The 14,330-nt window shown below is 49.0% G+C and carries 13 protein-coding genes and 1 pseudogene; 11 read left to right on the top strand and 3 right to left on the bottom strand.

Features of this window, described 5'->3' with window-relative positions:
• Positions 1 to 83: 83 nt before the first annotated feature.
• A complete protein-coding gene (locus L0665_RS09375) occupies positions 84 to 335 on the top strand; it encodes a DUF504 domain-containing protein (RefSeq protein ID WP_274925420.1) in 252 nt (83 codons plus the stop codon).
• 59 nt (positions 336 to 394) lie between these two features.
• Here L0665_RS09375 and L0665_RS09370 read toward each other — a convergent pair whose 3' ends face one another.
• A complete protein-coding gene (locus L0665_RS09370; RefSeq protein WP_274925419.1) occupies positions 395 to 1,210 on the bottom strand; it encodes an ABC transporter ATP-binding protein in 816 nt (271 codons plus the stop codon).
• A 284-nt stretch (positions 1,211 to 1,494) separates the two neighbouring features.
• On the opposite strand from L0665_RS09370, the gene L0665_RS09365 reads away from it, so the two are divergent.
• The 3 genes from L0665_RS09365 to L0665_RS09355 all read left to right on the top strand — a co-directional run bounded on the left by L0665_RS09365 (position 1,495) and on the right by L0665_RS09355 (position 4,064).
• On the top strand, positions 1,495 to 1,749 hold the full coding sequence (locus tag L0665_RS09365) for an RNA recognition motif domain-containing protein (protein ID WP_274925418.1): 255 nt from the start codon (positions 1,495 to 1,497) through the stop codon (positions 1,747 to 1,749).
• A 209-nt stretch (positions 1,750 to 1,958) separates the two neighbouring features.
• Positions 1,959 to 2,201, top strand: a complete 243-nt coding sequence (locus tag L0665_RS09360; protein WP_274925417.1) for an RNA recognition motif domain-containing protein — start codon at positions 1,959 to 1,961, stop codon at positions 2,199 to 2,201.
• A gap of 366 nt (positions 2,202 to 2,567) precedes the next feature.
• Positions 2,568 to 4,064, top strand: a complete 1,497-nt coding sequence (locus L0665_RS09355; protein WP_338036435.1) for an RNB domain-containing ribonuclease — start codon at positions 2,568 to 2,570, stop codon at positions 4,062 to 4,064.
• A gap of 233 nt (positions 4,065 to 4,297) precedes the next feature.
• Here the strand turns inward: L0665_RS09355 and L0665_RS09350 are convergent, their stop codons facing one another.
• On the bottom strand, positions 4,298 to 5,446 hold the full coding sequence (locus L0665_RS09350; protein ID WP_274925416.1) for an iron-containing alcohol dehydrogenase: 1,149 nt from the start codon (positions 5,444 to 5,446) through the stop codon (positions 4,298 to 4,300).
• A 396-nt stretch (positions 5,447 to 5,842) separates the two neighbouring features.
• Here L0665_RS09350 and L0665_RS09345 point away from each other — a divergent pair, with 396 nt between their 5' ends.
• From L0665_RS09345 to L0665_RS09320, 6 genes are all read left to right on the top strand, one after another.
• Entirely contained in the window at positions 5,843 to 6,559 is a 717-nt protein-coding gene (locus L0665_RS09345; RefSeq protein WP_274925415.1) for a TetR/AcrR family transcriptional regulator, read from the top strand.
• A 38-nt stretch (positions 6,560 to 6,597) separates the two neighbouring features.
• Positions 6,598 to 7,437, top strand: a complete 840-nt coding sequence (locus L0665_RS09340; protein WP_274925414.1) for a UbiA prenyltransferase family protein — start codon at positions 6,598 to 6,600, stop codon at positions 7,435 to 7,437.
• Positions 7,438 to 7,441: 4 nt separating this feature from the next.
• Positions 7,442 to 8,242 (top strand): glycosyltransferase family 2 protein, encoded by an 801-nt coding sequence (locus L0665_RS09335; RefSeq protein ID WP_274925413.1) that lies wholly within the window; start codon positions 7,442 to 7,444, stop codon positions 8,240 to 8,242.
• A 210-nt stretch (positions 8,243 to 8,452) separates the two neighbouring features.
• Positions 8,453 to 8,971, top strand: coding sequence for a PadR family transcriptional regulator (locus L0665_RS09330; RefSeq protein ID WP_274925412.1), 519 nt, complete (start codon positions 8,453 to 8,455; stop codon positions 8,969 to 8,971).
• Entirely contained in the window at positions 8,968 to 9,951 is a 984-nt protein-coding gene (locus L0665_RS09325; protein WP_274925411.1) for an ATP-binding cassette domain-containing protein, read from the top strand. Before L0665_RS09330 ends, L0665_RS09325 begins: the two co-directional genes overlap by 4 nt.
• Positions 9,952 to 10,704 carry an ABC transporter permease gene (locus tag L0665_RS09320; RefSeq protein WP_274925410.1) on the top strand — a complete coding sequence of 251 codons (753 nt, stop codon included), beginning with the start codon at positions 9,952 to 9,954 and terminating at the stop codon, positions 10,702 to 10,704. It abuts the gene before it with no gap.
• Positions 10,705 to 10,881: 177 nt separating this feature from the next.
• Here the strand turns inward: L0665_RS09320 and L0665_RS09315 are convergent.
• A pseudogene (locus L0665_RS09315) lies at positions 10,882 to 12,083 on the bottom strand (aspartate aminotransferase family protein).
• A 536-nt stretch (positions 12,084 to 12,619) separates the two neighbouring features.
• Here L0665_RS09315 and L0665_RS09310 point away from each other — a divergent pair.
• Entirely contained in the window at positions 12,620 to 14,320 is a 1,701-nt protein-coding gene (locus L0665_RS09310; RefSeq protein ID WP_274925409.1) for a bifunctional metallophosphatase/5'-nucleotidase, read from the top strand.
• The last annotated feature ends 10 nt before the right edge of the window (positions 14,321 to 14,330 follow it).

The following is a 14,330-nucleotide window of genomic DNA, read 5'->3' as shown; positions in this document are numbered from 1 at the left end:
TCTCTAATATTCCGGGACTGAAGACACGCATCATCTTCGGGCCCGGGAAACCTGAAATACCAGCACCACCCCTATCACCCTTCATGCGTACCACCCATGCCCTCCTCCTCCGCATCTGGCATGATCCGGAGTTTAACTTCAAAAAGGCCACGGTGGAATATATCGACCGTGGGGCACCAAATGACCGTTCAACTGCCGAAGGGGAGTATATCACCAATCTTGATCGGGATTATTTTGAGGTGATCTCCACGGGAGGGACCACACCAATACCGTATCACCGCATCAAAAAGATCACTTATGCAGGTATTCCCATCTGGGAACCAAAGGAGGAATAGCAGAGGAACAGGGAAAGAAGAAAAAAAGCGTAAGCGGCCACCCTTCCCGTGACAATCTATCAGTACCCGGTCGCGTAATACCAGCCATCATCTTCTCTAATATGCACCGGAACCCCGAAATGCCTCCCAACCCACTCACCCGTCAGCATCTCCTTCTTCGGCCCGTCACCACAGAACCGCCCGTCCTTCATGAGAATAATCCGGGACGTCTCCGGGATGATATCCGGGAGCATGTGTGTTACCATGATGATGCCGGTGCCTGCCTGCGCAATCTTCCGGAGTGTTGCACGGAAGATGTGCAGAGCATGGAGGTCAAGACTCGTTGTCGGTTCATCAAGGATGAGCGTCTTTGGGTCGTGAACCAGTGCCCGGCCAATCAGAAACCGGCGAGCCTCGCCGGAGGATAGTGTGGTGAACAAACGGTCGCTGAGGTGATCTATTTCAAGGAACCGGAGAATTTCATCTGTTTTTTGCTCCATTGCAGGTGTTGCCTCATGCCAGTACAGCCCGATACTGGAGAAGAATCCCGAGAGAACGACATCGCGTCCGGTGATCTCACGGGTGAAGGTGTACTGGAGTTCATTTGAAACAATGCCAAAGTGGGATCTGAGATCAGAGACGTGCCACACATCATTGCCACATACCCGGAATACCACCCCGTCTCCTCTGAGGGGATAATATTCCCGCATAATGGCTTTGATAAATGATGATTTTCCTGCACCATTCGGGCCCAGAATGGCGATATGCTCTCCTTCCGGAATGGTAACCGTGAGGGAATCAAGCAGTTTCTTTGAACCCTTCATCACCGTCACATTACGAAACTCAAGGAGCGGGGGAAGAACAGCCTCCCCAGAGACAATATTCTCGGAATTCATGAATATATCAGCCTGATCACGTTCGGGAACCGTGCATATCAACATTTCCCATAGACAGATCTGATGCAACCGGAGGCACAATTCCGGGACATAATACCGGTTCATAAAACCAGAAGATGCGATTTGGTTTCCGGCATAATTCATGGGAACAGATAAGACAAAATAAGACCAAACAGGCAATAAATCAGATTTTAAACACAGAAATCACAGGAAAAAATGCACGCCGGCACCAAAACATTCATTGGGAATTACGCAGATCACACCTGCTGGTCAGGAGAGTATACATGGAAAGCCACAAACTCTACGTTGGAAACATCAATCATTCAATGACGGAAGAAGAGCTCAGAGAGATATTTTCCGGGTTCGGCAACCTCACGGATATAAAATACATCCGTGACAGGGGATTCGGGTTTGTCACTTTTGATACACTTGAAGGGGCAGAACAGGCACGCGAAGCTCTGGCAGGAAAGGAATTCGAAGGACGAACCCTCCGGGTGGAAGACGCACGTCCCATCTATCAGAACGAGAGAAGACCCTAAGAGACAAGGGCGGAATGCATCTCATTGGTCATGCAAGACATGAGAGCACTGCTTCTTGCTGTATCCTGCTTACTATTCGCAAGGGCAAAATTGCAGACCTGCAGATGGTATAGCGGAGTCTCAATTAATCCTGGAAAGGAAGCAACACCGTACCAAAACATTCATTGGTGGTTACGCAGACTAAACCTGCTATTCAGGGAGAAATACAGATGGCAAGTCACAAACTCTTCGTTTCAAACATAAAACATTCAATGACAACACAGGACCTCAGAGATCTCTTTACCGGGTTTGGAGAAATCAAAGGAGTTCAAATCGTCCATGGCAGGGGATTCGGGTTTGTCATCTTCGCGACAACGGAACAAGCCGAACTGGCAAAAAAATCCCTTTCAGGAAGGGAATTTGAAGGAAAAACCCTTCATATCGAAGACGCTAAACCATTCAGAGGTAACTAAAAATAACCAGAATACGGGTGGTGTACGCGTTATCCGTTACTCATGTGAGGAATCAGGAGATTTATATCTCCTTTCTGTAACACTCCACAGGGATGACCTGCGAACGGTGTGGGCAGCACATCTATTTTTTGGCTCTTCGCTATTTAACGTGGACTCTTAAAATAAATGATTTCATTTTTCACATAAACGAAATTCCCGTCAATATTTTCAGACGTTATTGTCTTTCGTTTCTGACGACGAGCAAGAATGGGTCGTCCATTTCCCAGCATGCAAATACCCACATGCAAAAGCAACACATACACCAGAAACGATCGCTCCCAAAATCAGTGCCCAGAGATATTTAAGCCATGAAAGGCATGATATCAAATGAGCATGAACAAACGTCGTTATGTTGACCTCGCTGCAATCGCATGGGATGCAATGGAGAGATTCGGATTTTACCCCGAATTTCCCAACTCAGTCCTGCACGAAGTCAATGCCATAAAACCGATATTTTGGGAGGAAAAGGAGGATGTACGTGACCTCCGGTCTCTTCTCTGGTCGTCCATCGACAACTGGGACTCCATGGATCTCGACCAGATAGAATATTGTGAAGAGGGGAAAAACGGGGAAATACATGTGAAAGTCGCAATATCTGATGTCGATTCGTATGTTCCCTACGATTCAGATACCGACCGGTATGCCGCCCATAACGGCACCTCGGTCTATACCGGAATCGTTACCTTCCCCATGCTTCCCGACCATCTCTCCAAAGGTATCTCTTCCCTTCTGCCGGAACAGGACTGCATGACTGTCGTCATCGAGTATACCGTTCTCCCCGATGGAAGCACCCGCCATGGAAGTTTGTACCCGGCCATCATCGAAAACAAGGCCAAACTCATCTACGAAGAAGTCGGAGAGTGGCTGGAAGGAACCCGTGAAATCCCGCCGTCTGTTAGTGATGTGCCGGAACTTGTTGCACAAATCCGTCTGCAGCATGAAGCATCGCAACGCCTGAGGCACTATCGGATGAAACACGGCGCCCTTGACCTCCGTACCATCGAAGCAGAACCAGTGGTTGAAGAAGGTATGGTACGGGATCTGGTGGTGCAGCGTCAGGACCTTGCCCGCCAGATAATTGAAGAGTTCATGGTTGCCGCCAACGGAACAACCGTTGCATATCTGGAAGACGCCGGGCTCCCCATGATCGAGCGGGTTGTCGTCACACCAAAATACTGGAGTGAAATCGTTGATACCGCAGCGGAAATGGACTGGAAACTGCCAAAAAAGCCGGATGCAAAATCCCTCTCCCTGTTCCTTGACCATGAACGGGAAGAGAACCCGGAGACGTTCCCTGATCTGTCTCTTACCATTGTGAAACTGATGGGGCCCGGTGAATACATCGCACGTGACCCAAAACGGGAACCGGTTGGCCACTTTGCTCTTGCCGTCACTGATTATACACATTCCACCGCTCCAAACCGGCGCTACACAGACCTCATCATCCAGCGGCTGGTTAAATCGGTCATTGAACAAAAACAGTGTCCATATACCTACGAAGATCTGGAAGGAGAGGCAGCCTGGCTCTCTGACCGGGAAAAAGGGTCCAAGAAAGTTGAGCGGTTCATGCGCAAAGCGGCATCCGCAGTGCTTCTTCAGGACAGAATCGGGGAAATATTCGAGGCTTTTGTCACCGGTGCTTCAGAGAGAGGCACGTATGTAAGACTAATCACCCCACCTGTAGAAGGCAGGGTCATGCGGGGTACACAGTGCCTGAAAGTGGGCCATAAAGTCAGAGTCCGCCTCATTAACACTGACCCGGAGAAAGGATTTGTTGATTTTGAATGCATCGGGCAGAGACCAAGTATCAGAAGATTTGGGTAAAAACCCCTCTTTTCCCACCGGTACATTTTGCGACATTTAGCGACACTCGGCAACATTCAGTGATATTCATACCGTGCTTTTCCCAAAAAAAGGCTTCCGGCACTCTTCGATATAAAGCACAAAAAAGGGATTATGTATTCGTTCCGTGACGGAAAGTGCACATAATAACGAAAAAAGGAAGAGCGGATGACCTCCGGACGGGCCCCTGTCTCATTTTTTTATTTTGCTCTTATTCACATCGCACTCTTATAGATGGCAATAATTTCTGCCAAGTCTGCCTCTCTCGGATTGGTCATGCCGCAGATATCCTTCATGGCATTCTCTGCAAGCATTTTAAGATCCTCTTCCTTTGCCCCGATTTCACCAAGACCGGACGGAATGCCAACCTCTGCTGCAAGAGCTTTAATTTCATCAATGGCCGCAGCAGCTGCTTCGTCCGTGCTCATCTTTGAAACATCCACTCCCATGGCCTTTGCAATAAGGACAAACCGTCCCGGTACTGCCTCTTTGTTGAATGTCTGCACATAGGGCAGGAGAATGGCATTGCACACACCATGCGGCAGGTTGTAGAAACCGCCCAGCTGGTGGGCCATCGCATGCACATACCCGAGGCTTGCATTATTAAAGGCGATGCCTGCGAGATACTCAGCATACGCCATCATCTCACGGGCTTCCATGTTTTTCCCATCACTCACCGCCTTTGGCAGGTAGCCTTTAATCAGTTCAATGGACTTCAGTGCCGCCGCATCGGTAACCGGTGTGGCAATCGTCGAGACAAATGCTTCGACAGAGTGCGTCAGTGCATCCATGCCGGTTGCCGCGGTAAGGCCCGGAGGCATACTGACCATCAGCTCAGGATCATTGATCGCCACATCGGGAGTAAGCCTCCAGTCAACCAGCGCCATTTTTATGTGCCGGCTGGTGTCAGTGATTACCGCAAAACTGGTCATCTCACTTGCTGTTCCTGCAGTAGTGTTAACGGTGATCAGCAGCGGAAGGGGTTTCAGATCATGCCCTCCACCTTCATAGTCACGTATATTACCACCATTGGCTGCGACAATCCCAATGCCTTTCGCACAGTCCATCGGGCTGCCACCGCCAACGGCCACCACCATGTCACACGATTCACTCGCATACATCTTTGCACCGGCATGCACGCTGGTATCGGTGGGATTGGGCTCTGCCCCCGCAAAAATAGCAGACGCAACACCGGAACCATTCAGAAGTGCCGCAACATCCTTTCCCAGGGCTTCACCATGTTTCGAAACGCCGCATACAACAAGAGCTTTCGTTCCCCCCATCGCTTTTGCCTGGTTTCCGATCTCTTTCACACACCCTGCTCCCATCAGGGCGATTCTAGGATTATAATAGGTATACACCATCTTTCCCCCATAGGCACATCTGCCGTGCCTGCACCACCCATGCATCAATTTACTATTTATAAATTCCGCCGATCAAAACGCCCGGTTTTAGAAACAGAACCACATACGGGCAAAATGAGGAGGTCTATTACAAACAACCGGACAGAGGACTGCATATTGCATGGGGAAAAGATTCCCCCATGGTAAACCGTTGAAAATGCATCACACCCGGACAAAACCAGAGTAACCGGAATATCCTCCCTGGTAATGCAGTATAGAACAAATTTCGTTGAATTTAACGCATATGTATCAAATAGAAGGGCAAAATCCAATGAGTGAGTAGTTACTCATTTAAACACGGAGAGAAAATAATTACTGAATCCGCAGTAATGCACGGAAAAGACGGGGAGGAATTGTATGAGCAGACAATTATCAGAAGAAAAACGGAGAGCCCTGATGGAGGCAGCAGTAGAGCTCTTTTCAACACAAGGGTTTCAGGCAACACCGACACAGCAGATATCAGACCGTGCCGGCGTCTCAGCAGGAACTCTTTTCCGATACTTCCGGACAAAGGAAGAGCTGATTGATTCACTGTATGCCTCCATTCACCGGGCACTTACCGATGCGGTTGATGAGGCAATCCATCCGGAAACACCGGTGGAAGAACAGATTCAAAATGTCAAACGACAGGTGCTTCACTGGATGTTTGAAAACCCGAAAAAGACCCTCTTCTTTGAACAGTTCTCTTCCTCACCGAATATTACCGAGAAGGCAAAAAAAGAACCAGGCACCCGTTTTGCCGCCCTTGACGAGCTGTATCAGAAAGCAGTATCCCGTGGTATTCTGAAAGGAATCAATAAAGAGGTGTTTCTGGCAAATTTCTGGTCCCCGAACTTTATGCTCATCCACATGCATGCCTTCGGCAGACTACAGAGTGATGTTGAAGAGACCATCGAGCAGTCTGTCGCATCAATGTGGTGCGGAATGAGTCCGAGACAATGTGCTACCGGAAAACCCGATACTGAGACTTTTCACACCATGCTCCCATCGGGAGAGTCCCTCAGGAAGTTTACCCAGACCAACCTGATTTCCGGAAATAAACAGCGGGAAAATCATTCAAATTCCAGATTATAATCGTTTGGACAAACAAAAAATACAGGAACAATACAACAATGCATAAAATACAGGGATACCAAAAAATGCTCCGCACAGGAGACTGGATAAAATTTTATCCGCTCTTTCCCCTCGCAGGAGCATGTCTCGCCGCAGGGATCTCACCTGACCTCTTCATTGTCTTTGCCCTTTTCTTCTTCATCACCGGATACGGATTTGTGATTAATAATCTGTATGATGCAGAGATTGACAAAAATCATTCGGGAAAGGCAAAAACAGGTAAAAATCCATTTGCTGACAATGTGGTATCAAAAGGGGAGACCATTGCGATGTGTGTTATCCTTGCAGGCATACCACTCCTCATATCCGTTACCATCTCAGGCGCAGGATTTATCTTTACGCTCCTCTGCCTGATTGCCCTGACTCTCTATTCAGCAACACCGGCAAGACTCAAGGACAGATTTGCAGCAGACATCATATGCCACGGTGCAATGTTCGGAGGGCTCCCGTTCCTTGCAGGATATACTCTTGCCGGCGGGTCAATTCCCCAGCTGTTTTCCCTTCCTGCCACAGCAGCACTCGTATGCACGTTCATCTGCTGTGAAGCGTTGATTGTACACGAAATACTGGACTATCACGAAGATCTGGGCGCTACATATACCACGGTTGTCGGCATCGGTCTGAGAAACGGAGTGATACTCCTGGGCATTACTGCTGTGCTTTCCCTTGTTGCACTTGAACTGATGGCATGGTGGTTTGCGATTGCTATCACTCTAAACGCAGTGATATTTATCTTCCTCATCCTCTATCCGCTCTACAGTTGCCGGGAAATCCTTATGCCAGCTGCCGGAAAGGGGTGCCGCCTGCTCCTGAATAACCAGATATCCCGTATCCGGTGATTTCATGATATCAATAATCATTCCCACACTCAATGAAGAGGAGACAATCCTCAACTGTCTGAGATCTCTGGTAAACCAGAGCATCCCACGGGAAATGTATGAAATAATCATTGTCGACGGCGGTTCCTCTGACAAAACCTGTGAAATGGCTGCAACCTTTGCAGACCAGGTGATATCCCAGAAACGGGCCGGTATCGGGGGTGCCCGTGGAGAGGGAGCCGCAGCAGCAACCGGGAATATCCTCGTATTCACGGATGCAGATACCCGCCAACCCACCACCTGGCTGGAAACTATCCAGGAAGAACTTACAACCGGCGGATATGATGTCTGCACGGGCCCCGTCAGATTCTATAACCGTACCATCCGTTCATGTATCATTCAGGGATGGCGGCAATATTACCTTGCACTCCATTGTTTTGGATTTTACTGGCTGATAGGGTCAAATTTTGCTGTGAAAAAAGATATGTATCTCAAAGCGGGCGGCCACCGGGACATATCAATCCTGGAGGATTATGACCTCTCACTACGTCTCGCTGATGCCGGCGCCAGGTGCGTCTATGATCGCCGCACCGCAGTGCAGACGTCTGCCCGCCGACTGAAAGGAATTCTGCCGTATACGGGCATTTACCTCACCGGATTTTATCACTACCACATCACCGGAAGTGAAGAGGGGCTTTTAAAATACCCGCAACCGAGAACAATTTCCTTTGAACGGTTCCCCAGACCGGCGGATCTGAAAGACGCACGCAAGAAGATTGTTTCCGCATGGTGCAAATTAATTCTGAACGGCCCACGATTTGACTGAAAACGGAATAAACAGGGCATTCCGGATTGTTCCTGATTTTTCAGGCACTTCCTGAAAACGCACATTTCCTGACCTTTTTTCATTTTTTTCTCTGTACACGTCTATACCTATCCATAGCTTTAAAGATACAGCCACACATAGTACGATATCGAACCGTTCAATACAATACAGTATTGTGATGAACCATTCCAGGACAGACGTGATTCCACCATGAAAGGCATTCTGAAATTTACCACCCATAACGGCCATACACGGTCTCTGATAACCCTGTATGTCCTGCACTCCCTTCACCGTAAACCCAAAACCGGGTATGACCTCCTCAGGGAGATAGACTATTTAACCAAAGGGGAATGGGTGCCCAGCAAAGGGACACTCTACCCAATGCTCCGTCATCTCGCAGATGAAGGACTAATCGCTCCACAGGAGACGGGTGCACGTTCAAAGACCATCTATGCCCTGACAGAAAAAGGGGAAAAAACCCTTGCAGAGATTAAGGCACACAGACACCAGTCACGTGAACACTTCCAGCTTCTGAGAAACATCCATTCAGATATATTCGGGGAAGAATTCGCAACCCTTGCAGAGAGCATGTGGGAGATCCGGGAATGTGTGCGTGACCTGCCGGAAGAAAAAACGGAGGCGGCAGCAGAAATTCTTGACACCTGCATCTGTTCCCTTCGGAGACTTCAGGACAAGAACAAAGGAGATGAAGGGGAGGGAAAGATATGACCGCAATTCATGTGGAAAACCTTACCAAACGGTTTGGGAACTTTACTGCTGTCGATGCAATATCCTTTGATATTAAAAAAGGAGAAATATTTGGTCTTCTGGGCCCGAATGGTGCCGGCAAGACCACGACAATTTCCATGCTCTCAACACTCCTTGAACCGACATCAGGCAAAGCACGTGTCAATGGAATAGACATTCAGAAAGATCAGGACGGCGTGCGAAAATCCATCGGTATTGTCTTCCAGGACCAGAGTCTGGACGAAGAACTTACCGCATGGGAGAACATGGATTTTCACGGCAGGCTCTATCGCATCCCAAAAGAGATTAGAGAAGAGCGAATTACAGACCTCCTACACCTTGTTGAACTGGAAGACAGGAAAGAGAGTCTGGTGAAAACATTCTCCGGCGGGATGCGGCGGCGCCTTGAGATCGCCCGGGGACTCCTGCATGAACCGTCCGTTCTTTTCTTAGACGAACCGACCCTCGGCCTTGACCCCCAGACACGCAACCATCTCTGGGAGTACATCCTGACCCTGAACCAGACGAAGGGTATCACCATCATTCTCACGACCCACTACATGGACGAAGCTGACCGCCTCTGTGGCCGCATCGCCATCATTGACCAGGGGAAAATTATTGCAATGGACACCCCTGATGAACTGAAAGACCGTGTTGGCGGTGATGTCGTAACCGTATCTTCTCCGGATTCTGAGAGAATTGCAGCAGAAATATCTGCTCCGTGGATATTCGGTGCAGAACAGCATGACGGGCAGGTAACCATCCGTCTCCAGTCCGCAGAAGAGCATATCACCGAACTCATCCGGTTGTTCGGGGAGCGTGGATATGCGATTGCCTCAGTTTCCATCCATAAACCAACGCTTGAGGATGTCTTTTTGCACTACACCGGAAAGACCATCCGGGAAGATGAAGCGGGCGCAACAGACCGTATAAGGATGCGGATGATGGGAAGGAGGCATTAGATGGATATTGTATATACCCTCTGGCTGCGCAGCGTGAAGCGCTATGTCCGGTCAAAGAGCAGAATTGTTGGCAGTCTCGGCATGCCCGTCTTCTTCCTTCTGGCTTTGGGATTTGGGCTGAATTCTGTCGTGCAGATTCCGGGTGGCGGAGGAGAGGACTATCTTCAGTTTCTGGTCCCCGGTATCATCGCGATGAGTGTACTCTTCACTTCGGTCTTTTCAGGCATACAGATTATCTGGGACAAACAGTTCGGATTTCTGAAGGAGACACTCGTGGCACCGGTTTCACGCCTTGAGATCATGCTCGGACAGACACTCGGAGGCGCAACGACAGCAGTCATTCAGGGAGCCTTCATTCTCATTCTGTCACTCTTTATCGGTCTTAAACTGACCACTATCACAGGATTTGTGATTGCTTTTCTCTTCATGACTCTTATAGGGATCTGCTTTGCAGCATTCGGCATTGCCATAGCCTCAAAGATGGAGGATATGCACGGTTTCCAGCTCATCATGAACTTTGTGGTATTCCCGATATTCGGGCTTTCCGGAGCTCTGTTCCCCATCGAGAGTCTGCCGGAATGGGTGATACCCCTGACACTCATCGACCCGCTCACCTATGGTGTGGAAGGTATCCGTTACGGCCTTCTGGGCACATCAGCCATTCACCCCCTGGTATGCCTTGCAGCTCTCGGTGCCAGTACAGTAGTGATGATTGTCGTGGGTGCTCTGCTCTTTAGAAAGGCATCCATCTGAAGATAATAAGGAAATACATGGATGAACGGTATAATTTCGTAAACATAGGACAAAAATAACAAATGGATTCGGCCGGCTTATGCCGGCATTTTCCCCCTCGCCTTCAGCTGCCGGGCCAGGCAGAATCCACACCATTTTCTGCAAATAATCCGGCAAAACCGGTGGATTCCCCCCGTATCATACAGCAGGCATGGGCTGCAGCATCTCAAATGATTTGTCCAGAATTTCCATACCTGTGTCAATATGCTGTTTTTCAATGACAAGTGGGGGGCAGAACCGTATCACCGATTCACCCGCAGGAAGCATGGTGAGCCCACGTCTGAACGCCTCATTTAATATCCGGCTGCGTTCCTGTTTCGCAAGTTCCTTAGTGGTGCGGTTTCTGACCAGTTCTGCACCAATCATCAGACCCATTCCCCGCACATCGCCTATGAGATCATGCCGTTTTTGGAGGGAAAGCAATTTTGCGGTCATATATTCACCCATCTCTGTCACATGATCCCCAAAACCGGGTTTATCCATAACCGTAAGAGCCGCAAGACCTGCTGCACAGGCTACATTATTCCCGCCAAAAGTGCTTGCATGCGAACCGGGCGGCCAGGACATTACCTCATCGGAGGCTACCGTCACCCCCAACGGGAACCCTCCCCCGAGGGCTTTTGAGAGGCAAACAATGTCAGGGACAACACCGAACTGTTCAGATGCAAGGAAGGTTCCCGTACGGAAACACCCGGACTGTACTTCATCAACGATGAGGAGAATGCCGTGTTCGTCACAGATCTCACGCAGGCGTTTTAAAAACGGCCGTGGCGGAACAATGTATCCCCCTTCACCCTGGATAGGTTCAACGACAATCGCCGCCACTTCGTCGGGTGATACCTCCATCGGAAAGATTTCTTCTTCAATGTACCGTATGACATCCACGTCACAGGTCTCTGTTTTAAACCCGAACGGGCGGTATGGGTTTGGATAGGAGACATGAACGACCGGCAGAAACGGCCCGAAATACTGGCGCTGGATAACCCGCGATGCAGTCAGACTCATTGCACCATAGGTTCTCCCATGAAATCCGCCATAAAACGCAATGAAATACTTCCGTTTGGTGTGGTGGCGGGCCAGTTTCAGGGCAGCCTCCACTGTTTCCGCCCGGAATTTGAGAAATAGACACGGTTCAGGTCACCCGGCAGCATGGAGACAAGTTTTTCTGCGAACTGAACAGGCACCTCAGAACAAAAGTCCAGAAACGCACCATGGGAGAGTTTCTGCACCTGACTGGTGACTGCCTGCACAATATCCGGGTGGTTCCATCCGAGATTCATCACGGCAATGCCTGCGGTAAAGTCGAGGTAGCGGTTTCCGTCCACATCCCAGAGGTTCATGCCTTGTGCCCGGTCAACGACCAGCGGATAATCCCGCACCATCGACTGCGAGACAACACCTGCATCCCGGCGGAGAATGGCCTGTGCCTTCGGGCCCGGCAACCCGGTATTTATGAGTGGTTTCATGGTCTAAGATACCATTTTCGTATATAATACCTATCGCCCGGCAACAAGGAACAAAAGCCACATATAAGGCCATTTGAGAAAGGGATGGTAGATAAAGCCTCAAACAAGTAACATACTTTTGAATAAATCCAGAATTGGAACAAAAAACAGAATTGGGCTCCCCCTTTGCGGATATCGGATAAAATATCTTCAGGGACAAATTCACCTGCCTGAAAAAACAGGTACTGCCACACCATAAAAAAAAGCTCTATACATTTAACTGATTATTTTAACTCTTCACCCCAAACATCTTTGAAATACGTGCAGAATTATTGTTATCCGGATCACCGTCCCATCCGGCGTCAGGTGAAGAGGTCACCGGTAGATTTCAGATTGACAATCAGGCAACGTACTATTTAGGTGAGATAAAAATGCAGAGATCATCCGTAATATGGTATATTCAGGCAATAATCCTTTCATGTGTGGTGATTGCGATACTCCTCTTAGCCATTCTTTCTACAGGTATTGGAAGTGGCATTTTGGGAGGAATGCACACAGGTAACAGCACGGATTTAGGAGAACAAAACGATTCACCCTATTCAGGGACGATCAGAATTTTAACGACACCTGATATTCACAGTCACCTGTTTGGCATGAGTGACACCGATACCGGAACACGCATAGGAAGAATCGGTGCACTCGCAGAAACGCTTGGTGAGGAAAAGGATACCACCCTGTATCTGTTTGCAGGCGATCTCGGTGAAGGGAGTTTCTATCACACGTATGCCGGAATCCCGGAGGTTACCGCATATTCGATGGCAGGATTTGACGTAGCCGTGCCCGGAAACCATGCATTTGATTTTTCAACGGGACTGTTTGAGGAGTGGGCGACAAACGCATCCTATCCCGTTATCTGCGCAAACCTTGATTTCGCAGACACCGGATTGAATGACACGGTAAAAGACTACATAATCCTTGACGCCGGTGGGGCAAAGGTAGGAATATTCGGGATTATCACTCCCCAGCTTGAAAAGATTGTGCCCCTTGGTGAAGATGTCATATTATACGACAACACGGCTGAAATCGGTAATTCGGCAGTAACATCCCTGAAAGAAGAGGGTGCGGATATTATCATCGCACTCACCCATCAGGACAGAGATGAGGATATTTCCCTTGCACAGTCTGTTCCGGGCATTGACCTTATCATAGGTGGCCACGACCATCTCGTCTGGAATGAAACGGTAACCGCCGGTGACGGTACGGATACGCTCATTGTTCATGCAGGAAAATACGGCGAAGAGACTGATACTGTTGATATCACCATGTTTAACGGCGTTGTTATCGGGACGGCCATTGAACGATATGAAATCACTGAGGATATGCCGGATGATGAAGAGATAACATCATTTGTCACCCCCTATTACGAGAAATATACCGAAAGCCTGTCAGAAGGAATCGGCTCTACGACCGTCCCTCTTGACGTCCAAAAGAAGACACTGCGAACAGGGGAGACAAATGCGGGAGATTTCACCATGGATACGGTCCGTGAGAACGTGCCCGGTGTTGATATTGCTCTTATCAATTCAGGGACAATACGTGGTGACTGCATCATTCCTGCAGGAGAGATATCATATCTGACGTTAAACGAGATGTTCCCCTACGAGAATCTGATTGTAACGGTTCAGATGACCGGCAGTGAAATCAAAGAGACGCTTGAACGGTCTGCGTCAGCACTGGTTGTAACGGGCGATGGATGCCCAGGGGAAAATCGGGCGCCTTCGGGAGGATTTTTGCAGGTTTCGGGTGTGCGGTTTACTATCAATACAAAGGCGGAAACGTTCTGCATCGACTATGATACCAACACGGTAAACTCTGCGGGAGAACGGATCGAGGACCTTTCGGTTGTAACAGAGTCCGGCGACGTGGTGCCAATAGGGATGGATACGACCTACACTGTTGCAGTAAATGACTACATTGCAGGCGGTGGCGACGGGTATACGAATCTTGAAGCTATTTCAGATGAGAGAAAATTTGCCACCGAGATTAATCTGATAGACCTTGTTGCGGGTGATATTGAAGAGAATTCTCCTATTTCCCCGGAGACGGATGGAAGGATTTTGGTTTTGTGGTGAAGTTCGGGAG

The sequence above is a fragment of the Methanogenium marinum genome (assembly GCF_028912405.1).
Lineage (GTDB): Archaea > Halobacteriota > Methanomicrobia > Methanomicrobiales > Methanomicrobiaceae > Methanogenium > Methanogenium marinum.
Note: the sequence above shows the minus strand (reverse complement) of the source record. Positions and strands in the feature narration are given on the sequence as shown.

Excerpts from the sequence above, each read along its gene's own strand:
- L0665_RS09375 (WP_274925420.1), top strand. The coding sequence starts at position 84 with ATGCGTACCACCCATGCCCTCCTCCTCCGCATCTGGCATGATCCGGAG.
- L0665_RS09370 (WP_274925419.1), bottom strand. The coding sequence starts at position 1,210 with ATGAATTCCGAGAATATTGTCTCTGGGGAGGCTGTTCTTCCCCCGCTC.
- L0665_RS09365 (WP_274925418.1), top strand. The coding sequence starts at position 1,495 with ATGGAAAGCCACAAACTCTACGTTGGAAACATCAATCATTCAATGACG.
- L0665_RS09360 (WP_274925417.1), top strand. The coding sequence starts at position 1,959 with ATGGCAAGTCACAAACTCTTCGTTTCAAACATAAAACATTCAATGACA.
- L0665_RS09355 (WP_338036435.1), top strand. The coding sequence starts at position 2,568 with ATGAGCATGAACAAACGTCGTTATGTTGACCTCGCTGCAATCGCATGG.
- L0665_RS09350 (WP_274925416.1), bottom strand. The coding sequence starts at position 5,446 with ATGGTGTATACCTATTATAATCCTAGAATCGCCCTGATGGGAGCAGGG.
- L0665_RS09345 (WP_274925415.1), top strand. The coding sequence starts at position 5,843 with ATGAGCAGACAATTATCAGAAGAAAAACGGAGAGCCCTGATGGAGGCA.
- L0665_RS09340 (WP_274925414.1), top strand. The coding sequence starts at position 6,598 with ATGCATAAAATACAGGGATACCAAAAAATGCTCCGCACAGGAGACTGG.
- L0665_RS09335 (WP_274925413.1), top strand. The coding sequence starts at position 7,442 with ATGATATCAATAATCATTCCCACACTCAATGAAGAGGAGACAATCCTC.
- L0665_RS09330 (WP_274925412.1), top strand. The coding sequence starts at position 8,453 with ATGAAAGGCATTCTGAAATTTACCACCCATAACGGCCATACACGGTCT.
- L0665_RS09325 (WP_274925411.1), top strand. The coding sequence starts at position 8,968 with ATGACCGCAATTCATGTGGAAAACCTTACCAAACGGTTTGGGAACTTT.
- L0665_RS09320 (WP_274925410.1), top strand. The coding sequence starts at position 9,952 with ATGGATATTGTATATACCCTCTGGCTGCGCAGCGTGAAGCGCTATGTC.
- L0665_RS09310 (WP_274925409.1), top strand. The coding sequence starts at position 12,620 with ATGCAGAGATCATCCGTAATATGGTATATTCAGGCAATAATCCTTTCA.